This is a genomic window from Pseudomonas sp. p99-361, from assembly GCF_003935475.1.
Classification (GTDB): Bacteria; Pseudomonadota; Gammaproteobacteria; order Pseudomonadales; family Pseudomonadaceae; genus Aquipseudomonas; species Aquipseudomonas juntendi.
The window spans coordinates 15,957-37,272 of the sequence record NZ_RHQO01000028.1; the positions used below are offsets into that span (position 1 = coordinate 15,957).

Sequence of the window (21,316 nt, forward strand, 5' to 3'; positions counted from 1 at the left end):
ACGAATGGCGGCAACAGTGTGCCGACCCCGCAGCGGATAGCTGCAGGCCGACAGAAATCAGTGATTGGAGGGGAGGGCACCCACCGCCTGGCGGGTGCCGGGGCTACCCTATTTGTCCACGCTGACGCCGTAGAAGGCGTTCAGCGCGAACGGGCTGATCTTGAAGTCCTTCACCTTGACGCTCATCGGCTGGTAGACGGTGGAGTGGGCGATCGGGGTGATCGGCACCTGCTCCTTGAGGATGCGCTGTGCCTGCTGGTACAGCTCGGTGCGCTTGGCTTGGTCGGAGGTGGCCTTGGCCTGTTTGATCAGGCTGTCGTAGGGCTTGTAGCACCACTTGGAGAAGTTGTTGCCGTCAATGGCATCGCAGCCGTAGAGGGTGCCTAGCCAGTTGTCCGGGTCACCGTTGTCGCCGCTCCAGCCAATCAGCATGGCGCCCTGTTCGCCGGCTTTGGAGCGCTTGATGTACTCGCCCCACTCATAGCTGACAATTTTTGCCTTGATGCCGATCTTGGCCCAGTCGGACTGCAGCATTTCGGCCATCAGCTTGGCATTGGGGTTGTACGGGCGTTGCACGGGCATGGCCCACAGGGTGATTTCGGTGCCTTCCTTGATGCCGGCTTCCTTGAGCAGTTGTTTGGCTTTTTCCGGGTCGAACGGTGCGTCCTTGATGCTGGTGTCATACGACCACTGCGTGGGCGGCATGGCGTTGACCGCCAACTGGCCGGCGCCCTGGTAGACCGACTCGATGATGCGCTTCTTGTCCACGGCCATGTCCAGCGCCTGGCGCACTTTCAGCTGGGCCATGGGGTTGGGCTGGTTGCTGCCCTTGATCTGGTCCATCACGTTATAGGCGATGTAACCCAGGTTGAAGCCGGCCTGCTGGGGCATCTGCAGGTTCTTGTCGGCCTTCAGCGGCTCGATATCGGCCGGGCGTGGGAACAGGGTGACCTGGCATTCGTTCTTTTTCAGCTTCTGCATGCGCACCGAGGCGTCGGTGGTGATGGCGAAGATCAGGTTGTCGATCTTCACGTCCTCGGGCTTCCAGTAGTCCTTGTTGCCCTTGAAGCGGATCTGCGCGTCCTTCTGGTACTTGCTGAACACGAACGGGCCGGTGCCGATCGGCTTCTGGTTGATGTCGGCGGCCTTGCCGTTCTTGAGCAACTGGTCGGCGTATTCGGCGGACTGGATCGAGGCGAAGCTCATGGCCAGGTTCTGGATGAACGCTGCATCGACCTCGTTGAGGGTGAACTTGACGGTGTGCTCGTCAAGCTTCTCCAGCTTGGCGATGTTCTTGTCCATGCCCATGTCGGTGAAGTACGGGAACTCGGTCGGGTAGGCCTTGCGGAAGGGGTGGTCCTTGTCGAGCATGCGGTTGAAGGTGAACAGCACGTCGTCGGCGTTGAACGGGCGGGTCGGCTTGAAGTAGTCGGTGGTGTGGAACTTCACCCCCTCGCGCAGGTGGAAGGTGTAGGTCTTGCCATCGTCGGACACGTCCCAGCGGGTGGCCAGGCCGGGTATCACTGCAGTGCCGCCGCGTTCGAACTGCGTCAGGCGGTTGAAGACGGTTTCGGCCGAGGCGTCGAAGTCGGTGCCGGTAGTGTATTGCCCTGGATCGAAGCCGGCCGGGCTGCCTTCGGAGCAGAACACCAGGTTGGACGCGGCAAGTGCCGACGGAGCACCGGTGAGCAAGCCTGCACCGAGCAGGAACGGTATGACTGCGTGTTTGAGCATGGTGGCCTCATTTTTGTCATTTTTCGAGTGAGGTGGCCTCGTGAGCCGACCTGCGGATACTTATGCAGGGGATGTTCCCAATGCAACAGGTACAAGGATAGTTGGCGCCGGAAATGTGGCACGAACGTACATGGATGTCGCATCGCTATAACTTTCGGCGAAGTTAAACGTTTGCGTGGGCAAAATGATGGCTTTTTTCGAGGTGTTTCGAGGCGGGAATTTTGTAGGATGCACCTGAACGGTGCGTAAGAAAGGTCTGAAACGCTTTTTTCAGCCCCCACACGGCCCCTGTAGGAGCGGCCTTGCGTCGCGATGGGCCGCGCGCAGCGGCCCCCTGTGCAGCACACTGCTACAGCAGGGGAGCGCCCCCGGCCCGTCGCGACCCCAGGCCGCCGAGACCGGCGCTAGTTGCTTAAGGCATCTGCACTTCAATCAACCCATCAGCATTCATGCTCACCTCGCTGGTACCGGCTTCGATGTCGGGCGCCGGCGCCGCTTCATCTGCGCTCATGGCCTTCATGGCCATGGGGGCGCTGCGCAGGTACGGCCGTGGGTAGCCGCTGCTGTTCAGGTTCAGGCTGACCACTTTGTAGCCTGTGCCGCCCAAGGCTTGCGTGGCCAGTTGTGCACGGGCCTTGAACGCATCCACGGCATCCTTGAGCAGCTCGTCTTCGCTGGACTTGCGCGTGGCCGGCGCGATGGAGAAGTCCATGCCACCCATTTTCAGCTCTTGCAGCAGGTCGGCGGTCAGTTGCGAGAGGGCCGGGAAATCGGCGCTTTCCAGGCGCAGCTCGGCGCGCTCACGCCAGCCGGTGATCTTCTGGCCTTTGCTGTCGTAAACGGGGTAGCTGTTGCGGCTGCCCTGGCTGATCTTCACATCCTTGACCTGGCGCGACTGCTGCACGGCCTTGTTCATGGTTTCTGTGATCTGCTTGGCGAGCTTGCCGGGGTCGCTGTTCTGCGCTTCGCTATACAAGGTCACGACCATCAGGTCGCGCGCCACTTCCTTGCTGACCTCGGCGCGCAGCGATACCTGGTTGTAGCGCGGTTCATCGGCCGCCAGTGCCGGCAGGCTGGCGAGCAGGCCGCAAGACATGATCAGGGCGGCGCCGTGACGTGGAATGTGCATGTGGTACTCCTTGGCAATAAAAGGCGTGGGCGCTGGTCATCCATGCCACGCATGGCCAATCAGACCGGCATCAGTGTAGTGGGTTCAACAGTGCCATCATGACAGTGTGACAAAGTGTGGCGCTTTGCCGCAGCGCTGCAGCAGGGGGCCCGGCTTCGGTATACTCCAGCCGATTTTCTGGAGCACTCATCAGGAGAGCTCATGCTCGCCGCCGTACAACCGTTGTCCGCTACCCGCCAGAACCTCTGGCGCCTGACCGTCATTCGTGTGCTGGTTCTGGCTGCCCAGGCCGGCTCGGTCGGTGTCGCCTACTGGACCGAATTGCTGCCCTTACCCTGGCTATCGCTGGCCGGTACCTTGGCCTTGTCGTCGCTGCTGTGTGCCTTCACCGCCCTGCGCCTGCGCTTGTCGGTGCCCGTCACCGAAATGGAATACGCCCTGCAGCTGGCCTGTGACCTGTTGATCCACAGTGCCTTGCTGTATTACTCCGGCGGCTCGACCAACCCGTTCGTGTCCTACTACCTGGTACCGTTGGCCATTGCCGCAGTGACCCTGCCGTGGCTGTATTCGCTGATCCTGTCCGGTATCGCCCTGACCGCCTACAGCTTGCTGCTGGTGCAGTTCTACCCGCTCGAAGGCCTGCCCATGGCGCGGGACAAGATGCAGGTGTACGGCATGTGGCTGAGTATTGCCCTGGCGGCGGCGGTGATCACCTTCTTCGCGGCACGCATGGCTGAAGAGCTGCGGCGCCAGGAGCAACTGCGCTCCGAGCGGCGTGAAGAAAGCCTGCGCGACGAGCAGTTGCTGGCCGTAGCCACCCAGGCCGCCGGCGCCGCTCATGAGCTGGGTACGCCGCTGGCCACCATGAGTGTGCTGATCAATGAAATGCGCCAGGACCACACCGACCCGCTGTTGCAGGAAGACCTGCAAATCCTTCAGGACCAGGTGAAGCTGTGCAAGGAAACCCTGCAGCAACTGGTACGCGCCGCTGAAGCCAACCGCCGCCTGGCGGTGGTCGAGCAGGATGTCACCGCCTGGCTGGACGAAGCGCTGAACCGCTGGCACCTGATGCGCCCGGAAAGCAGCTACCGCTTCCAGCGCCTGCGTGACGGCCAGGTGCCGCGCCTGACCCCGCCACCGGACCTGACCCAGGCGCTGCTGAACCTGTTGAACAATGCGGCCGATGCCTGCCCCGATGACCTTGAAGTGCGCCTTGACTGGGACGCTCAGGATATCGTGATCAGCATCCGCGACCATGGCCCTGGCGTGCCGCCGGCCATTGCCGAAGCCATCGGCAAACCCTTCATTACCACCAAGGGCAAAGGTTTCGGCCTGGGCCTGTTCTTGAGCAAGGCCAGCGTGACCCGTGCGGGCGGTTCGGTAAAACTTTATAGTCATGAGCAGGGTGGCACCCTGACCGAACTGCGCCTGCCCTATGGCAAGCGAGGAGATGAATGATGAGCGAAGAAAACCAGGTCGAGAGCGAAGAGCTGCCGCACCTGCTGCTGGTGGATGACGATGCCACCTTCACCCGGGTCATGGCGCGCGCCATGAGCCGTCGCGGGTTCCGCGTGAGCATTGCCGGTTCCGCCGAAGAGGGCTTGATCCTGGCCCAGCAGGACCTGCCGGACTACGCCACGCTGGACTTGAAGATGGACGGCGACTCCGGCCTGGTGCTGCTGCCCAAGCTGCTGGAGCTGGACCCGGAAATGCGCGTGGTGATCCTGACCGGTTATTCGAGCATTGCCACAGCGGTGGAGGCGGTCAAGCGCGGCGCCTGCAACTACCTGTGCAAACCGGCTGATGCCGACGACGTGCTGGCGGCGTTGCTGTCGGAGCACACCGACCTGGACGCGTTGGTGCCGGAAAACCCGATGTCGGTCGACCGCCTGCAGTGGGAGCATATCCAGCGTGTGCTGACCGAGCACGATGGCAATATTTCGGCCACCGCACGGGCGCTGGGCATGCACCGGCGGACCTTGCAGCGCAAACTGCAGAAGCGTCCGGTTCGGCGCTGATTCATATTGCCTGTACCGGCCCCATCGCTGGCAAGCTGGCGATAGGGCCGGTGTGGACAGAAATTTATCTGTAACACCCCGCGATCCCCGCAAATCCCGGCTGTTGGCGTATCATTGCCACCTGACGGCAACCCCTCCAGGATCGCTAGCGCATGCTCGCCCTTCTCATCCAGACGCTGAATATCACGGCACCGGTTTTCGCCATGCTGTTCATGGGCGTGCTGCTCAAACGCATTCGCCTGATCGACGACAACTTCAACCAGGTCGCTTCGCAGCTGGTGTTCAACGTGTGCATGCCGGCCCTGCTGTTCCTGGGCATCTACCACGCTGACCTGGCTACGGCGGTCCAGCCCGGTGTCATCCTGTACTTCATCGTCGCGACCCTGATCGGCTTCGCCCTTGCCTGGGGCATGGCTATCTGGCGCAGCCCCATGGCCGATCGCGGTATCTATGCCCAAGGCGCCTTTCGCGGCAACAACGGCGTCATTGGCCTGGCCTTGGCCGCCAGCCTGTACGGGGACTATGGTATTTCCCTGGGGGCGGTACTCGCCGGCGTGGTCATCCTCATGTACAACTCGCTGTCCGCGGTGGTGCTGGCGGTGTACAGCCCGGACCTCAAGTCCGACCCCTGGAGCATCTGCAAGAGCATTTTCAGCAACCCGCTGATCATCAGCGTATTGGTCGCCACCCCGATGGCCTACGGCCAGGTGCCGCTGCCCAACTGGTTGCTCACTTCAGGCGACTATCTGGCGCAGATGACCCTGCCACTGGCGCTGATCTGCATCGGCGGCACCCTGTCGCTGGCGGCACTGCGCGACAGTGGCCGCCTGGCCATCGATGCCAGCCTGGTGAAGATGGTGTGGTTACCGCTGCTCGGCACTCTGGGTGCCTGGCTGTGTGGTTTTCGCGGTGCGGAGCTGGGCATTCTGTTCCTGTACATCGGTAGCCCGACGGCGGCCGCCAGCTACGTGATGGCGCGCGCGGCCAACGGCAACCACCAATTGGCGGCGTCGATCATCGTGATCACCACGTTGATGGCAGCAATCACCACCAACATTGGTATTTTCATCTTGCAGTGGGGCGGATGGATCTAGATCCTCGACTGCAAACAACAGCAACAGCACTGCCTCACTGAGCTAAAGGACACTTCATGCAAGACCAGAGCACGCCCGAGCGGTTACAGCGCGGGCTGAAGAATCGCCACATCCAGCTGATTGCGCTGGGTGGGGCCATCGGTACCGGGCTGTTCCTGGGCATCGCCCAGACCATCCAGCTGGCTGGCCCATCGGTACTGCTGGGTTACGCCATCGCCGGCCTGATGGCCTTCCTGATCATGCGCCAGTTGGGTGAAATGGTGGTGGAAGAGCCGGTTGCCGGTAGCTTCAGCCATTTTGCCCACCAGTACTGGAGCGAGTTCGCCGGTTTCGTCTCGGGCTGGAACTACTGGGTGGTGTACGTGCTGGTCGGCATGGCCGAGCTCACGGCTGTGGGTATCTACGTGCAGTACTGGTGGCCGGAATTCCCGACCTGGGCCACTGCGGCGATCTTTTTCGTGGTGATCAACCTGATCAACCTTACCCAGGTAAAGGTCTATGGCGAAATGGAGTTCTGGTTCGCCTTGGTCAAGGTGGTGGCCATTGTCAGCATGATCGGCTTCGGTGCCTGGTTGCTGAGCAGCGGGCAGGGCGGCGCCGATGCCAGCGTAGCCAACCTGTGGCAGTACGGCGGGTTCTTCCCCAATGGCGTCAGCGGCCTGGTGATGGCGTTGGCGGTGATCATGTTCTCGTTCGGCGGCCTGGAGCTGGTGGGCATTACCGCTGCCGAGGCCGACAACCCGCGCCAGAGCATTCCCAAGGCCACCAACCAGGTGGTGTACCGTATCCTCATTTTCTACATCGGCGCGCTGGCCGTGCTGCTGTCGTTGTACCCGTGGCAGAAGGTGGTGCAAGGCGGTAGCCCGTTCGTGATGATCTTCCACGAACTGGACAGCGACCTTGTGGCCACCATTCTCAACATTGTGGTGCTTACCGCGGCGCTGTCGGTGTACAACAGCTGCGTGTATGCCAACAGCCGCATGCTGTTCGGCCTGGCCAGCCAGGGCGATGCGCCGCGCCAGTTGCTGAAGGTCAGCCGCAGCGGCGTGCCCCTGACCGCACTGGGGGTATCGGCGTTCGCCACCGGCTTGTGCGTAGTGATCAATTACCTGATGCCGGGCGAGGCCTTTGGCTTGTTGATGGCCCTGGCGGTATCGGCGCTGGTGATCAACTGGGCGAGCATCAGCATCACCCACCTGAAGTTCCGCAAAGCCAAGCTGGCCGCGGGCATCACCCCGTTCTACAAGAGCCTGGGGCACCCGCTGACCAACTACCTGTGCCTGGCATTCATCGTGTTGATCCTGGTGGTGATGTACCTGACCCCGCCGATTCGCATTTCAGTGATGCTGATACCGGCATGGATTGCCGCGCTGTGGGTGGCCTTCAAGCTGAAGAAGGCTCGCCAGGCGAAGTACTGAGTCGAGCTTGTGCGTGAGGGGCAGGCCGCCAGCCTTTCGCCGCCTGGTGGCCCTGGCGCGTCGCCTATCCATGCCCCTCAGTGCTGCCGTCGCCAGGCGCGCACGGTGGTGTACAGCAGCACCAGGGCCAGTACCGGCAGCACGTAGAACAGCATCAGCCGCTCAAGGCGGCCGGCCAGCGGCAGCCCCATGGTGAAGGCCGCGACGTGCAGGCCATAAGCCAGGTACAGGCACAGGAAGACCAGCCCTTCGGCGCGGGTAATGCGGTAGCCGGAATAGAACACCGGCATACTCAGTACGGCAACGCCGAGCATCACGGGCAGGTCGAACGACAGTGCATTGGGTGAAATCGACAGCGGCTGTGGGGTCACCAGTGCGGTCAGGCCCAGCACCGCCAGCAGGTTGAACAGGTTGCTGCCAATGACCGTGCCCACGGCGATCTCCCGCTCGCCCCGCAGGGCCGCAATCAAGGCAGCGGCCAATTCCGGCAGGGAGGTGCACACAGCGACCACGGTCAGCCCTATGACGCGCTCGGACAGGCCCAGGTCGGTGGCCACCTCGACGGCGGCTTCAAGCAGCAAGTGGCCTGCCAGGGTCAACAGGCCCAGGCCGAACAGCACCTGCAGCACGGTGGCTGGCCAGAAGCGCCCGGCGCTGGCCTGGGCGGCATCGGGGGCAGGGTAGGTGCGTGCGTAATGGCGCGACTGGTGCCAGAGCATGGCCAGGTAGCCGGCCAGGCCCAGCAACAGCAACCCGCCTTCGAACCGGCCCAGCTGGCCGTTGGCGCACAGTGCGTAGACCAGGCCGCTGGCGAGGATCATCAGCGGTATGTCCAGGCGTACCAACTGGCGCGAAACCCGCAGTGGGATAATCAATGCGGCCAGGCCGAGCACTACCAGCACATTGAAGATATTGCTGCCGACCACGCTGCCGACCGCTACATCCGGCGCGCCCTGGTAGGCCGCCTGCAGGCTGACGGTCAACTGTGGTGCGGTGCTGCCGAAGGCGACCAGGCTCAGGCCGATGATCAGCGGGCGCACGTGCAGGCGCTGCGCCAGGCGCAGGGCTGCGCGCACCAGCAGTTCGGCGCCGCCTACCAGCAACAGCAGGGCTGTGCCCAGTTGCAGCAGGCTGAAAGTGGGAAGGGTGGCCAAGTCGAAAATGGTCGAACTCCTGTCGCGTCAGTCGCTAAGCCCTTGTACCCGCACCCGCGCTGTGCCGCTACGCAGCATGCCGATTTTTTCGGCGGCGGCGCGTGACAGGTCGATCAGCCGGCCGCGGGTATGCGGGCCACGGTCGTTGATGCGTACCACCACACTGCGCTGGTTGGCCATGTTGGTCACCAGAACGCGGCTGCCAAACGGCAGGCTGCGGTGGGCGGCGGTAAAGCCGTGCTGGTTGAACGGTTCGCCGCTGGCGGTGCGTTTGCCGTGGTGGCGCGAGCCGTAATAGGAAGCGGTGCCGGTCTGGTCGTAACCGCGCGGGTCGATGTCATGGCTGGCGCAGCCGGCCAGGAACGAAAACAGGGCGAGGGTGCCGAGGGATCGTTTTAGCAAGTCAGGTGCTCTCCTAGTGCGACGCTCCCACAGGTCGGCGCTGTACCTGTGGGAGCGGGCATGCCCGCGAACGAGGGCGAAGCCCTCGCAGGACTACAGGGACAAAACAATCACCCTTCGAGCTTGGCCTTGAGCATTTGGTTCACCTGCCCCGGGTTGGCCTTGCCTTTGGAGGCTTTCATGGCCTGGCCGACGAAGAAGCCGAACATCTTGCCACGCTTGGCTTCATCAGCCGCGCGGTACTGTTCCACCTGCTCGGCATTGGCGGCCAGCATTTCGTCGAGCATCTTCTCGATTGCGCCGGTGTCGGTGACCTGCTTCAGGCCTTTGCTTTCGATGATGCTGTCGGCATCGCCTTCACCGCCAGCCATGGCTTCGAACACGGTCTTGGCGATCTTGCCGCTGATGGTGTTATCGCGGATGCGCAGCAGCATGCCACCCAGTTGCGCAGCGCTGACCGGTGCCTGGTCGATCTCCACGCCCAACTTGTTCAGCAGGCTCCCCAGTTCGACCATGACCCAGTTGGCGGCCAGCTTGGCGTCACCGCCAATTTTCACCACTTCTTCGAAGTAGTCGGCCTGTTCGCGGCTGGAGGCCAGCACGTTGGCATCGTAGGCCGACAGGCCGTACTGGCGCTGGAAGCGCTCGACCTTCTGCGGCGGCAGCTCGGGCAGGGCAGCGCGGATGCTGTCGAGGTAGCTGTCTTCGATCACGACCGGCAGCAGGTCCGGGTCGGGGAAGTAACGGTAGTCGTTGGCTTCCTCTTTGCTGCGCATGGAACGGGTTTCATCTTTGTTCGGGTCGTATAGGCGGGTTTCCTGCACCACCTTGCCGCCATCCTCGATCAGGTCGATCTGGCGCTGGATCTCGCTGTTGATGGCACGCTCGATGAAGCGGAACGAGTTGACGTTCTTGATCTCGCAGCGGGTACCGAATTCAGCCTGGCCTTTCGGGCGGATCGACACGTTGCAGTCGCAACGCAGCGAGCCCTCGGCCATGTTGCCGTCGCAGATGCCCAGGTAGCGCACCAGTGCGTGGATCGCCTTGACGTACGCCACGGCCTCCTTGGCGCTGCGCATGTCAGGCTCGGACACGATCTCCAGCAGCGGTGTGCCGGCGCGGTTCAGGTCAATGCCGGTAGAGCCGCTGAAGTCTTCGTGCAGGCTTTTGCCTGCGTCTTCTTCCAAGTGCGCGCGGGTGACCCCGATGCGCTTGATGGTGCCGTCTTCCAGGGCGATGTCCAAGTGGCCCTTGCCGACGATCGGCAGGTCCATCTGGCTGATCTGGTAGCCCTTGGGCAGGTCCGGGTAGAAGTAGTTCTTGCGCGCGAACACGTTGCGCTTGCCGATCTCGGCATCGATGGCCAGGCCGAACATGCAGGCCATGCGCACGGCTTCCTGGTTCAGCACCGGCAAAACGCCCGGCATGCCCAGGTCAACCAGGCTGGCCTGGGTATTCGGCTCGGAGCCGAAGGTGGTAGCGCTGCCGGAGAAGATCTTCGACTGGGTGGCGAGCTGAGTGTGGATTTCCAGCCCGATCACAACTTCCCATTGCATGTGTGAACTCCTCAGAAGCCGTTGGGGGCACGGGTGTGCCAGTCGGTCACTTGCTGGTAGCGGTGCGCGACGTTGAGCAACCGGCCTTCCTGGAAGTACGGCGCCAGCAGCTGTACGCCGACCGGCAGGCCGTCGACGAAGCCCGCGGGCATCGACAGGCCCGGCAGGCCTGCCAGGTTGGCGGTGATGGTGTAGATGTCTTCGAGGTAGGCGGCGACCGGGTCGCTGCTCTTGGCGCCCAGCTTCCAGGCCGGGTTCGGCGTGGTCGGGCCAAGGATCAGGTCAACCTCGTTGAAGGCGGCCATGAAGTCGTTCTTGATCAGGCGGCGGATCTGTTGCGCCTTCACGTAGTACGCGTCGTAGTAGCCGGCCGACAGGGCGTAGGTGCCGACCATGATGCGGCGCTGGACTTCAACGCCGAAACCTTCGCCACGCGAACGCTTGTACAGGTCGGTCAGGTCTTTGGGCGCCTCGCAGCGGTAGCCGAAGCGCACACCGTCGAAACGCGACAGGTTGGACGAGGCCTCGGCAGGTGCGATCACGTAGTACGCGGCAATGGCGTGCTGCATGTTCGGCAGGCTGATTTCCTTGACCACGGCACCGAGCTTTTCCAGCTCCTTGACGCTGGCCTGCACCAGGTCGGCAATGCGTGGGTCCAGGCCTGCACCGAAGTACTCCTTGGGCAGGCCGATGCGCAGGCCCTGCAAGGAGGCGCCGAGGTTGGCGCTGTAGTCCGGCACCGGCTCTTCGATGCTGGTGGAGTCCTTGGCGTCGAAGCCGGCCATGCCTTGCAGCAGCAAGGCGCAGTCTTCGGCGGTGCGCGCCAGTGGGCCACCCTGGTCGAGGCTGGAAGCGTAGGCGATCATGCCCCAGCGCGAAACACGACCGTACGTCGGTTTCAGGCCGGTGAGGTTGGTCAGCGCCGCCGGCTGGCGGATCGACCCGCCGGTGTCGGTGCCGGTGGTGGCTGGCAGCAGGCGCGCCGCCACGGCCGCGGCAGAACCGCCGGACGAGCCGCCTGGCACGTGTTCCAGGTTCCACGGGTTCTTCACCGCGCCGTAGTGGCTGGATTCGTTGGCCGAACCCATGGCGAACTCGTCCATGTTGGTCTTGCCCAGGGTGACCATGCCGGCTTCGGCCAGCTTGGCGACCACGGTGGCGTCATACGGCGCCTTGAAGTTGTCGAGCATCTTCGAGCCGCAGCTGGTGCGCACGCCGTTGGTGCAGAACAGGTCCTTGTGGGCGATGGGCGCACCCAACAGCGCGCCGGTCTCGCCAGCGGCGCGACGGGCGTCGGCGGCACGCGCCTGGCCCAGGGCCAGCTCGTCGGTGACGCTGATGAAGCTGTTGAGCTGTGGGTCGAGCTGCTTGATGCGCGCCAGCAGCGTGCCGGTCAGCTCTTCGGAAGAAAACGACTTGTCGGCGAGTCCGCGGGCGATCTCGGCCAGGGTCAATTGGTGCATGGCAGGCTCTATCCCTTACTCGATGACTTTGGGAACCAGGTACAGACCGCTTTCGGTCGATGGCGCGATGGCCTGGTAGGCGTCGCGCTGGTTGCTTTCGGTGACCTGGTCGGGACGCAGGCGCTGGCTGGCCTCCAGCGGGTGAGCCAGAGGCTCGATGCCAGTGGTGTCGACAGCTTGCATCTGGTCGACCAGCCCAAGAATGCTGTTGAGGGCGTCGGTAATGCGTGGCAGTTCGCCATCATTCAGGCCCAGGCGGGCCAGATGGGCGATCTTTTCCACGTCGCAGCGTTCAAGCGCCATGGGGATCTCCAAGGGAAACAAAGAACGGAATTTAGGTCCGCAGTGAGGAACATGTCAGCTTTTTGGCGGTCTAACAGCCGCGAATTTCTGCTGGCGTGCTCGGAAAAACAGCCAATTTAACATATTGGCTCCTTGCCCAAAATCCCTGCCATTGTTAGAGTTTGCCGCACTTTTTTACCCACGCTTTCCCCAGGGTCACTTTCCCATGTTCAAGAAACTGCGTGGCATGTTTTCCAGCGATCTTTCCATCGACCTGGGTACTGCCAACACCCTTATTTACGTGCGTGAGCGCGGTATCGTCCTGAATGAGCCCTCGGTTGTTGCCATCCGTACCCATGGCAACCAGAAAAGCGTCGTCGCCGTCGGTACCGAAGCCAAACGCATGCTGGGCCGTACGCCTGGCAACATTGCAGCCATTCGTCCGATGAAGGACGGCGTGATCGCCGACTTCAGCGTTTGCGAAAAAATGTTGCAATATTTCATCAACAAGGTTCACGAGAACAGCTTCCTGCAGCCAAGCCCGCGCGTGCTGATCTGCGTACCGTGCAAATCGACCCAGGTAGAGCGCCGCGCCATTCGCGAGTCGGCCCTGGGTGCCGGTGCCCGTGAAGTGTTCCTGATCGAAGAGCCAATGGCTGCCGCCATCGGCGCCGGCCTGCCGGTAGAAGAGGCCCGCGGTTCGATGGTCGTCGATATCGGTGGCGGCACCACCGAAATCGCCCTGATCTCGCTCAACGGTGTGGTCTACGCCGAGTCCGTGCGTGTTGGCGGTGACCGCTTCGACGAAGCCATCGTGACCTACGTGCGCCGCAACTACGGCAGCCTGATCGGCGAGTCCACCGCCGAGCGCATCAAGCAGGAAATCGGCACTGCCTACCCGGGCGGCGAAGTGCGCGAAGTCGACGTGCGTGGCCGTAACCTGGCCGAAGGCGTGCCGCGTGCCTTCACCCTGAACTCCAACGAAGTGCTCGAAGCGCTGCAGGAGTCGCTGGCGACCATCGTTCAGGCAGTGAAGAGCGCCCTCGAGCAATCGCCGCCCGAGCTGGCCTCCGACATCGCCGAGCGTGGCCTGGTGTTGACCGGTGGTGGTGCGCTGCTGCGTGACCTCGACAAGCTGCTGGCCCAGGAAACCGGCCTGCCGGTGATCGTCGCCGAAGACCCGCTGACCTGTGTCGCCCGTGGCGGTGGTCGCGCCCTGGAGATGATGGACAAGCACGCGATGGACCTGCTCTCCAGCGAGTGATCCTGCTCGCGGTTCATGAGCGCCCGGTTTACAGGTAGTACGCACAGTGCTACCTGTATGTGCTGGGCTGGCGCCCACACGGGCGCCGTATCCGTCAACCCGCAACCAGGCTGGTGCGTTGTCCCATGTCCAATGACCTCCTGAGTCGTCCACGAGGAACGGCCCATTAAACCGCTTTTCTCCAAGGGCCCTTCGCTGGGCGTTCGCCTGCTCGTTCTGGTGGTGCTGTCAGTCGCGTTGATGGTTGTCGACGCGCGCTTCGACGTGCTCAAACCGGTGCGCAGCCAGATGGGCCTGGTGCTGATGGAGTCGTACTGGATCACCGACTTGCCGCAGCGTGCCTGGCAGGGCGTGGCGGGCCAGTTCGGTAGCCGCACCGAACTGATTGCCGAAAACGAGAAGCTCAAGACCGAGGCCCTGCTGCTCCAGGGGCGCCTGCAGAAGCTGGCGGCCCTGACCGAGCAGAACGTGCGCCTGCGCGAATTGCTCAACTCCTCGGCGCTGGTCAACGAAAAGGTCGAAGTGGCCGAGCTGATCGGGGTCGACCCCAACCCCTTCACGCACCGTATCCTGATCAACAAGGGTGAGCGTGACGGCGTGTTCCTTGGCCAGCCGGTGCTCGATGCCCGCGGCCTGATGGGGCAGGTGGTCGAGTTGATGCCCTATACCTCGCGGGTGCTGCTGCTGACCGACACCACCCACAGCATTCCGGTGCAGGTCAACCGCAATGGCTTGCGCGCGATCGCCAGCGGTACCGGTAACCCCGAGCGCCTGGAATTGCGCCATGTGGCCGATACTGCCGACATCAAGGAAGGCGACCTGCTGGTCAGTTCCGGCATGGGCCAGCGCTTCCCGGCCGGCTACCCGGTGGCCACCGTCAATGAAGTGATCCACGACTCCGGCCAGCCGTTCGCTATCGTGCGTGCCATCCCCACCGCCGCGCTCAACCGCAGCCGCTACATGCTGTTGGTGTTCAGTGACCGGCGCACCCCAGAGCAGCGTGCCACCGATGCTGCCATGGCCCAGGAAGAAGCCGACCGCAAGGGCACCGCGCCCGCCGGCCAGCCAGCCACAACCGGCGAGCAGGCCGCACCGGCCACGGGTACCCCTGCAGCGCCGGCCAGCCCGGCCACGCCAACGGCCCCGGCCGCGCAGCCTGCGGCCCCAAGTGCTGCCCCGGCGGCAGCGCCGGCTGCCCCCGCCCACACCCGGAGACAATGATGGCTGCATCGCGCCGCAACAACGGCTGGGTGATCTGGCTGACTTTCGCCATCGGCCTGCTGCTCAGCGTCTCGCCCATGCCGCAGTTCATGGAAGTGTTCCGGCCCATGTGGCTGGCCTTGCTGGTTTCGTTCTGGACCCTGGCCATGCCGCACAAGGTGGGCATGACCACAGCGTTCGTGCTGGGCCTGGCCGAGGATGTGCTGTACGGCACCTTGCTCGGGCAGAACGCACTGATCCTTACCCTGATCACCTTCCTGGTGCTGTCCTTGCAGCAGCGCCTGCGCATGTTCCCCATGTGGCAGCAAAGCCTGGTCATTCTGGTGATCTTCGGCATTGCCCAGCTGATCCAGCTGTGGCTTAGCGCCCTGACCGGCAACCGTCTGCCCACCCTGGCACTGGTCTGGTCGGCGGTGATCAGCGCCTTGCTCTGGCCGTGGATCAGTTTCGCCCTGCGCGACCTGCGTCGCCGCTTGCGTATCAACTGACGGCGATGCGCCGCTGACAGGGAGATGTCTGCATGAACCCGCTTTACCTGGCCTCCGGCTCGCCTCGCCGCCGTGAATTGCTGACCCAGATCGGCGTGCCGTTCAGCGTCATCAGCGCCCCCATCGACGAAACCCCGCTGGCCGATGAAAGCGCCCAGGCTTACGTCGAGCGTCTGGCCCGGGCCAAGGCTGCCGCCGGCCTGGCCTGCCTCGCCCACCCCGACAACGCCACGGCCCCCGAGCGCCGTGCTGTGGTGCTTGGTGCAGACACGGCAGTGGTGCTCGAGGGGCGTATTCTGGGAAAACCGCAAAGCCGCGAAGATGCCTTGGCCATGCTGGCTGATCTGGCTGGCCGCGAGCACCAGGTGCTGACCGCCGTCGCTTTGACCGATGGCCTGCGCGTGCGCAGCCTGTGCGTGACCAGCAGCGTGCATTTTCGCCCGATCAGTGCCGACGAAGCGCAACGTTACTGGGCCAGCGGCGAGCCGGCGGACAAGGCAGGCGGTTATGCCATCCAGGGCCTGGGTGCGGTGTTCGTCACCGGCCTGGCCGGCAGCTATTCGGCAGTGGTCGGTTTGCCGCTGTGTGAAACCGCAGAATTGCTGGGCCAGTTCGGCATTGCCTGCTGGCAGCCGCTCGTGCCTGCAACAGAGGTAACAAACCCGCGGTAGCCAGCTCTGCCTTCGCCATCCATCATTACAAGAAACTTTTGACGAGAGCCTGCCATGAGTGAAGAGATCCTGATCAACATCACCCCGATGGAGTCACGCGTGGCGGTGGTGGAAAACGGGGTGCTGCAGGAAGTGCACGTCGAGCGCACTCAGCGCCGTGGCATCGTCGGCAATATCTACAAGGGCAAGGTGGTGCGTGTGCTGCCAGGCATGCAGGCCGCCTTCGTCGACATTGGCCTGGAACGCGCGGCGTTCATCCATGCTTCGGAAATTTCCCAGCGCGAAGGCTCGGCGGTCGAGAACATCACGGCGCTGGTGCACGAGGGCCAGGCGCTGGTGGTACAAGTGACCAAGGACCCGATTGGCACCAAAGGCGCGCGCCTGACCACGCAGTTGTCGATCCCTTCGCGTTATCTGGTGTACATGCCGCGCAGCAGCCACGTTGGCATTTCCCTGAAGATCGAAGATGAAGCCGAGCGTGAGCGCCTCAAGCAGGTGGTCAGCAACTGCATGGAGAGCGAGAACATCAAGGATGCCGGCGGGTTCATACTGCGCACTGCCGCCGAAGGCGCGCGGGCCGAGGAAATCCTGCAGGACATCCGCTACCTGCGCCGCCTGTGGGAGCAAATCGGCAGCCAGATCAAGACCTGCGGTGCACCGACGGTCATCTACGAAGACCTGGGCCTGGCCCTGCGAACCCTGCGTGACCTGGTCAACCCGAAGATCGAGAAGATCCGCATCGACTCGCGGGAAACCTTCCAGAAAACCATGCAGTTCGTGAGCGAACTCATGCCGGAAATCGCCGACCGCCTCGAGCACTACCCTGGCGAGCGGCCGATCTTCGATCTTTATGGCGTCGAGGACGAAATACAGCGCGCGCTGGAGCGCAAGGTGCCGCTCAAGTCGGGTGGCTATCTGGTGGTGGACCCGGCCGAGGCGATGACCACCATCGACGTCAACACCGGGGCTTTCGTTGGGCATCGCAACCTTGAAGAAACCATCTTCAAGACCAACCTCGAGGCCGCTACCGCCATCGCCCGGCAGCTGCGCCTGCGCAACATCGGCGGCATCATCATCATCGACTTCATCGACATGGAAGATGAAGAGCACCAGCGCCAGGTTCTGCGCACCCTGGAAAAACAGCTGGAACGCGACCATGCCAAGACCAACATCATCGGCATCACCGAGCTGGGCCTGGTGCAGATGACCCGCAAGCGCACGCGCGAAAGCCTGGAGCAGGTGCTGTGCGAGCCCTGCCTGGCTTGCCAGGGGCGTGGCAAGCTGAAAACCCCCGAGACCATCTGTTACGAAATTTTCCGCGAGATTCTGCGTGAGGCCCGTGCTTACCAGGCCGAAGGCTACCGTGTGCTGGCCAACCAGAAGGTGGTTGACCGCCTGCTGGACGAAGAGTCGGGCAACGTTGCCGAACTGGAAGCCTTCATCGGTAGAACCATTCGCTTCCAGGTCGAGTCGATGTATTCGCAGGAACAATACGACGTGGTGCTGCTCTGAGGCCCTCAGCAACACGTCGCTGCCTCGTCGCGCTGGCGAAACCCGTGCGACGGGCCATCATGGATAAACGACTTGGAGGGCCACGGCCATGGGACGTCTGACCCGCGTTCTTGTTGCCTTGACCCGTTGGGGGCTGGGCATATGCGCCTTGTTGGCGGTATTGGTGGCGCTGTATGTCAGCCTCGGCCGTGCATTGATACCCCTGGTAGCCGAGTACCGTGCCGACGTGCAGAGCAAGGCCGAGCAAGCGCTTGGCATGCCGGTACATGTGGGCGCCCTGGAGGGGCGCTGGAGCGGCCTGGCGCCGGTATTGCGGGTGCGCGACCTGCAACTGGGCGAAGGTGCCAAGGCGTTGCGCCTGGATGAGGTCATGGTCGTGCCTGATGTATGGGCCAGCCTGCTGGCGCGTGAGGTACGCCTGTCGCGTATCCAGCTCGGTGGCCTGCAATTGATCGTGCGCGAGAACGGGCAGGGCGCCTGGAACCTTGAGGGCCTGCCGCAGCAGGACGATACGCCGCTGAACCCTGCCGAGTTGCTGCAGCGCCTGCGCCAACTGGGCCGCGTCGATGTGTTCGACAGCCAGGTCACCTTGCACCCGTGGCAGCGTGACCCGCTGACCCTGACGTATGTGAGTGCCGGCTTGCAGGCCGGCCCCTCGCGGCAGGCCCTGGACCTGCGGGCGACGCTGCCCGATGGCCAGCCGCTGGCGATGAACCTGCGCAGTCGTGTTTCTGCCGAGGCTTGGCGTGACGGCCAGGTCGAGGCCTACCTGAGCCTGCCGCAAAGCGACTGGTCGCAGTGGTTGCCGCCCAGCCTGCTGGGCCAATGGCATGCCGACGCACTGCGTGCAGGCGGCGAGTTCTGGGTCGATTGGGGCAAGGGGCAGTTGCAGAAGGCCGTGGTGCGGCTCAATGCCCCTGAGCTCAAAGGCGCCTACAGCGGGCGCAAGGCCGCCATGTTGAGCAACCTGGCCATGGGCGCCTGGTTCCAGCGCCGCGACCAGGGCTTCGACGTTGTGGTCGACTCGCTGGCCATGGACCTCGGTAAAAGCCGTTGGGAGACGCACCTGCAGGTGCAGCAGCGCCCCGGTGAGCAGGCGGCCGATGAGAGCTGGCAGGTGCAGGCCGACCGGCTCGACCTCACGCCCCTGACCCCGCTGATCGAGGCCCTGGCACCGCTACCCGACGCGGCCATGGCGGCGGTCACTGGCCTGAAGGTGACCGGTGGTCTGCGCAACGTGCGGCTGCAGGCCCGGCCCAAGGCCGAAGGCGACCAGCGCCTGCAGTTCGAGGCCAACCTGGACAAGGTCGGTTTCAATGCTTATCACAGTGCCCCGGCTGCGGGTAACGTCAGCGGCAGTATCAGTGGCGACCTGGGCCACGGCGAGCTGCGCCTGGACACTGAAGCCTTCATGCTGCACTTGTACCCGATCTTCGCCAAACCCTGGCACTACCAGAAGGCCAACGCGCGCTTGACCTGGGTGCTGGACAAGCAGGGCTTCACCCTTGTCGCGCCCTACCTGAAGGTGCTGGGCGAAGAAGGCAAGATTGCCGGCGATTTCCTGATTCGCCTGCTGTTCGAGGAAGGCCGCGAGGACTACATGGACCTGCGCGTCGGCCTGACCGACGGCGATGGCCGTTATACCGCCAAGTATCTGCCCGAAGTGCTCAGCCCGGCCCTCGACGAGTGGCTGCGCAGCGCCATCGTCAAGGGCGCGGTGGACGAAGGCTATTTCCAGTACCAGGGCTCGCTGAACCATGGCGCGGCGCCAGAGGCACGCAGTATCAGCCTGTTCTTCAAGGTGCATGACGCCGCACTGGACTTCCAGCCGGGCTGGCCGCAAGTCCAGCATGTGGATGGCGACGTCTTCATCGAGGACAGCGGCGTGCGGGTCAAGGCCCGGCGCGGGGTGCTGCTGGACACCCAGGTCAGTGACGTCGACGTCGACATCCCGCATGTCGACGAGGGCCAGCAGAGCCACCTGTTCCTGACGGGCAATTTCGATGGCAGCCTGGGTGATGGCCTGAAGATCCTCAAGCAAGCGCCTATCGGCACCGGTGAGATCTTCGCCGATTGGGAGGGTGAAGGGCCGCTGAAGGGTAAGCTCAAGCTCGATATCCCGCTGGCTCACGGACAGCGGCCCAAAGTGCAGGTAGACTTCGCCACCCATGACGCGCGCCTGAAGGTCGCCCCGCCCACCCTTGAGCTGAGCCGCTTGAAAGGTGACTTCAGCTTCGATTTCGACAAAGGCCTCAGCGGCAAGGGCATCAGCCTGCAGGCCTTCGGCAAGCCCGTCACGGCGCAGATAACGGCCGAGGGCCAACCCGGGCAGATGCAGACCCGCATCGATGCCAATGGCCAGGTAGCGCTCAAGGCGTTGACCGACTGGCTGCAGTTCAAGCAAGCCCTGCCGGCTTCCGGCGACCTGCCTTACCAGTTGCAACTGAGCCTGGGCAGCCGCGACAATCGTTTGAGCGTCAACTCCAACCTCAAGGGGCTGGCGGTCGACTTGCCAGCGCCATTCGGCAAGGCGGCCGCGGAAACCCGCGACAGCCGCTTCAGCATGACGCTACAGGGCCCGGAGCGGCGTTTCGACGCCGGCTACGGTGACCTTGCCCGTGCTGCCTACGCCGCGCCGGCCGACAAGCTCGGCCAAGGCCGGGGCGAGTTGTTGCTGGGCACCGGTGACGCCCAACTGCCCGCTGCACAGGGCCTGCGCGTGCGTGGGCGCTTGGAAACGCTGGACCTGGCCCCTTGGCAACAGCAGGCCTCACGGCTGGGCGGAGACGACCCAGGTGGCAGTGCGCGGCAGATGCTGCAAAGCGTGGACCTGAGCATTGGCCAGCTCAAGGCGTTTGGCACCGAGCTGAACCAGGCCCTGGTACGGTTGAGCCGAGGCGGCCCCGCCTGGGACCTGCGCCTCGACAGCCAGGAAGTCATCGGCGATGCCCGCGTGCCGGATGCTAAGGGTGCGCCGATGGTCGTGCGCCTGCAGACGCTGCGGCTGCCAGCGCCCAGCCCTGCGGAAAAACAAGCCCAGGAGCGCGCCGAAGATGGGCCGGACCCGCTTGCCACCTTCGACCCACGCAAAGTCCCGGCGCTGGACCTGAGCATCGACAAGCTGTACCGCGGTGACGACCTGTTCGGCAGCGCTTCGATCAAGCTGCGGCCCACTGCACGCGGGGTTGCCGCCAGCGATATCGCTCTTGACTTCAAGGGCCTGCGCATTGGCGGTGGCGGTGGCTGGGAGGGCGAAACGGGCAAGACCAGCAGCTGGTACAAAGGCCGCCTGCAAGGCAAGAACCTGGGCAACGTGCTCAAGGCCTGGGGCTTTGCCCCGACCGTCACCAGCCGCGACTTCCGCCTGGACGTGGACGGCCGCTGGCCAGGCTCGCCGGCTGCCGTCAGCCTGACGCGCTTCTCGGGCAGCATGGACGCGGCGTTGCGGTCTGGCCAGTTCGTCGAGGTCGATGGCAGTGCCCAGGCGTTGCGGGTCTTTGGCCTGCTCAACTTCAATTCGATTGGCCGACGCCTGCGGTTGGACTTCTCCGACCTGTTCGACAAAGGCCTGGCCTATGACCGGGTCAAAGGCCTGCTGGCGGCCAGCAATGGCGTGTACGTGACCCGCGAACCGATCACCATGACCGGCCCGTCGAGCAGCTTCGAGCTGGAGGGCACGTTGGACCTGGTACGTGACCAGGTCAATGCCAACCTGCAGGTGAGCCTGCCGGTGACCAACAACCTGCCGTTGGCCGCGTTGATCGTGGGGGCGCCAGCCGTGGGCGGGGCGTTGTTCCTGGTCGACCGGCTGATCGGTGACCGCGTCTCGCGTTTTGCCAGCGTGCATTACCGTGTCGAAGGGCCGTGGAAAGAGCCTAGAATCACCTTTGTGAAACCCTTCGAGAAATAG

Annotated in this window: 17 protein-coding genes; 10 read left to right on the forward strand and 7 right to left on the reverse strand. The window is 63.7% G+C overall.

Annotated elements, in window-relative coordinates:
- Nucleotides 1-108 precede the first annotated feature (108 nt).
- Complete coding sequence (locus EGJ22_RS14140; protein ID WP_009685156.1) at nt 109-1,734, reverse strand: ABC transporter substrate-binding protein; 1,626 nt, start codon at nt 1,732-1,734, stop codon at nt 109-111.
- A 412-nt stretch (nt 1,735-2,146) separates the two neighbouring features.
- Nucleotides 2,147-2,863, reverse strand: a complete 717-nt coding sequence (locus EGJ22_RS14145; protein ID WP_009685157.1) for an SIMPL domain-containing protein — start codon at nt 2,861-2,863, stop codon at nt 2,147-2,149.
- Between the two features lie 201 nt (nt 2,864-3,064).
- On the opposite strand from EGJ22_RS14145, the gene EGJ22_RS14150 reads away from it, so the two are divergent.
- The 4 genes from EGJ22_RS14150 to EGJ22_RS14165 all read left to right on the forward strand — a co-directional run bounded on the left by EGJ22_RS14150 (nt 3,065) and on the right by EGJ22_RS14165 (nt 7,393).
- Complete coding sequence (locus tag EGJ22_RS14150; RefSeq protein ID WP_009685158.1) at nt 3,065-4,321, forward strand: ATP-binding protein; 1,257 nt, start codon at nt 3,065-3,067, stop codon at nt 4,319-4,321.
- On the forward strand, nt 4,321-4,881 hold the full coding sequence (locus EGJ22_RS14155; protein ID WP_009685159.1) for a response regulator transcription factor: 561 nt from the start codon (nt 4,321-4,323) through the stop codon (nt 4,879-4,881). Before EGJ22_RS14150 ends, EGJ22_RS14155 begins: the two co-directional genes overlap by 1 nt.
- A gap of 152 nt (nt 4,882-5,033) precedes the next feature.
- The gene (locus EGJ22_RS14160) at nt 5,034-5,975 is read left to right on the forward strand and encodes an AEC family transporter (RefSeq protein ID WP_047150136.1); all 942 of its coding nucleotides are present in this window, start codon (nt 5,034-5,036) and stop codon (nt 5,973-5,975) included.
- A 56-nt stretch (nt 5,976-6,031) separates the two neighbouring features.
- The gene (locus EGJ22_RS14165) at nt 6,032-7,393 is read left to right on the forward strand and encodes an amino acid permease (RefSeq protein ID WP_009685162.1); all 1,362 of its coding nucleotides are present in this window, start codon (nt 6,032-6,034) and stop codon (nt 7,391-7,393) included.
- 77 nt (nt 7,394-7,470) lie between these two features.
- Here EGJ22_RS14165 and EGJ22_RS14170 read toward each other — a convergent pair whose 3' ends face one another.
- From EGJ22_RS14170 to gatC, 5 genes are all read right to left on the reverse strand, one after another.
- Complete coding sequence (locus EGJ22_RS14170; RefSeq protein ID WP_029888090.1) at nt 7,471-8,514, reverse strand: calcium/sodium antiporter; 1,044 nt, start codon at nt 8,512-8,514, stop codon at nt 7,471-7,473.
- Nucleotides 8,515-8,574: 60 nt separating this feature from the next.
- A complete protein-coding gene (locus tag EGJ22_RS14175) occupies nt 8,575-8,949 on the reverse strand; it encodes a septal ring lytic transglycosylase RlpA family protein (protein ID WP_009685164.1) in 375 nt (124 codons plus the stop codon).
- Nucleotides 8,950-9,059: 110 nt separating this feature from the next.
- Nucleotides 9,060-10,505, reverse strand: coding sequence for an Asp-tRNA(Asn)/Glu-tRNA(Gln) amidotransferase subunit GatB (gene gatB, locus EGJ22_RS14180; RefSeq protein ID WP_009685165.1), 1,446 nt, complete (start codon nt 10,503-10,505; stop codon nt 9,060-9,062).
- Between the two features lie 11 nt (nt 10,506-10,516).
- Nucleotides 10,517-11,968, reverse strand: a complete 1,452-nt coding sequence (gene gatA / locus EGJ22_RS14185; protein WP_029885531.1) for an Asp-tRNA(Asn)/Glu-tRNA(Gln) amidotransferase subunit GatA — start codon at nt 11,966-11,968, stop codon at nt 10,517-10,519.
- A gap of 15 nt (nt 11,969-11,983) precedes the next feature.
- Nucleotides 11,984-12,271: an Asp-tRNA(Asn)/Glu-tRNA(Gln) amidotransferase subunit GatC gene (gene gatC, locus EGJ22_RS14190; RefSeq protein WP_003255165.1), complete on the reverse strand. Its 288-nt coding sequence runs from the start codon at nt 12,269-12,271 to the stop codon at nt 11,984-11,986.
- A gap of 205 nt (nt 12,272-12,476) precedes the next feature.
- Between gatC and mreB the strand changes: the two genes are divergently transcribed.
- The 6 genes from mreB (at nt 12,477) to EGJ22_RS14220 (ending at nt 21,316) form a co-directional block, all read left to right on the forward strand.
- Complete coding sequence (mreB, locus tag EGJ22_RS14195; RefSeq protein ID WP_003255163.1) at nt 12,477-13,514, forward strand: rod shape-determining protein MreB; 1,038 nt, start codon at nt 12,477-12,479, stop codon at nt 13,512-13,514.
- Nucleotides 13,515-13,709: 195 nt separating this feature from the next.
- Nucleotides 13,710-14,735, forward strand: a complete 1,026-nt coding sequence (gene mreC, locus EGJ22_RS14200; RefSeq protein ID WP_154211449.1) for a rod shape-determining protein MreC — start codon at nt 13,710-13,712, stop codon at nt 14,733-14,735.
- Entirely contained in the window at nt 14,735-15,223 is a 489-nt protein-coding gene (gene mreD / locus EGJ22_RS14205) for a rod shape-determining protein MreD (RefSeq protein WP_029885529.1), read from the forward strand. The genes mreC and mreD overlap by 1 nt, the downstream gene beginning before the upstream one ends.
- A gap of 32 nt (nt 15,224-15,255) precedes the next feature.
- A complete protein-coding gene (locus tag EGJ22_RS14210) occupies nt 15,256-15,894 on the forward strand; it encodes a nucleoside triphosphate pyrophosphatase (RefSeq protein WP_009683059.1) in 639 nt (212 codons plus the stop codon).
- Between the two features lie 54 nt (nt 15,895-15,948).
- Nucleotides 15,949-17,406, forward strand: a complete 1,458-nt coding sequence (gene rng, locus EGJ22_RS14215; RefSeq protein WP_009683058.1) for a ribonuclease G — start codon at nt 15,949-15,951, stop codon at nt 17,404-17,406.
- A gap of 88 nt (nt 17,407-17,494) precedes the next feature.
- On the forward strand, nt 17,495-21,316 hold the full coding sequence (locus EGJ22_RS14220; protein ID WP_047149960.1) for a YhdP family protein: 3,822 nt from the start codon (nt 17,495-17,497) through the stop codon (nt 21,314-21,316).

What these genes read in the sequence shown, in the direction of transcription:
- EGJ22_RS14140 (WP_009685156.1), bottom strand. Translation starts at nt 1,734, where the DNA reads ATGCTCAAACACGCAGTCATACCGTTCCTGCTCGGTGCAGGCTTGCTC.
- EGJ22_RS14145 (WP_009685157.1), bottom strand. Translation starts at nt 2,863, where the DNA reads ATGCACATTCCACGTCACGGCGCCGCCCTGATCATGTCTTGCGGCCTG.
- EGJ22_RS14150 (WP_009685158.1), top strand. Translation starts at nt 3,065, where the DNA reads ATGCTCGCCGCCGTACAACCGTTGTCCGCTACCCGCCAGAACCTCTGG.
- EGJ22_RS14155 (WP_009685159.1), top strand. Translation starts at nt 4,321, where the DNA reads ATGAGCGAAGAAAACCAGGTCGAGAGCGAAGAGCTGCCGCACCTGCTG.
- EGJ22_RS14160 (WP_047150136.1), top strand. Translation starts at nt 5,034, where the DNA reads ATGCTCGCCCTTCTCATCCAGACGCTGAATATCACGGCACCGGTTTTC.
- EGJ22_RS14165 (WP_009685162.1), top strand. Translation starts at nt 6,032, where the DNA reads ATGCAAGACCAGAGCACGCCCGAGCGGTTACAGCGCGGGCTGAAGAAT.
- gatB (WP_009685165.1), bottom strand. Translation starts at nt 10,505, where the DNA reads ATGCAATGGGAAGTTGTGATCGGGCTGGAAATCCACACTCAGCTCGCC.
- gatA (WP_029885531.1), bottom strand. Translation starts at nt 11,968, where the DNA reads ATGCACCAATTGACCCTGGCCGAGATCGCCCGCGGACTCGCCGACAAG.
- gatC (WP_003255165.1), bottom strand. Translation starts at nt 12,271, where the DNA reads ATGGCGCTTGAACGCTGCGACGTGGAAAAGATCGCCCATCTGGCCCGC.
- mreB (WP_003255163.1), top strand. Translation starts at nt 12,477, where the DNA reads ATGTTCAAGAAACTGCGTGGCATGTTTTCCAGCGATCTTTCCATCGAC.
- mreD (WP_029885529.1), top strand. Translation starts at nt 14,735, where the DNA reads ATGGCTGCATCGCGCCGCAACAACGGCTGGGTGATCTGGCTGACTTTC.
- EGJ22_RS14210 (WP_009683059.1), top strand. Translation starts at nt 15,256, where the DNA reads ATGAACCCGCTTTACCTGGCCTCCGGCTCGCCTCGCCGCCGTGAATTG.
- rng (WP_009683058.1), top strand. Translation starts at nt 15,949, where the DNA reads ATGAGTGAAGAGATCCTGATCAACATCACCCCGATGGAGTCACGCGTG.
- EGJ22_RS14220 (WP_047149960.1), top strand. Translation starts at nt 17,495, where the DNA reads ATGGGACGTCTGACCCGCGTTCTTGTTGCCTTGACCCGTTGGGGGCTG.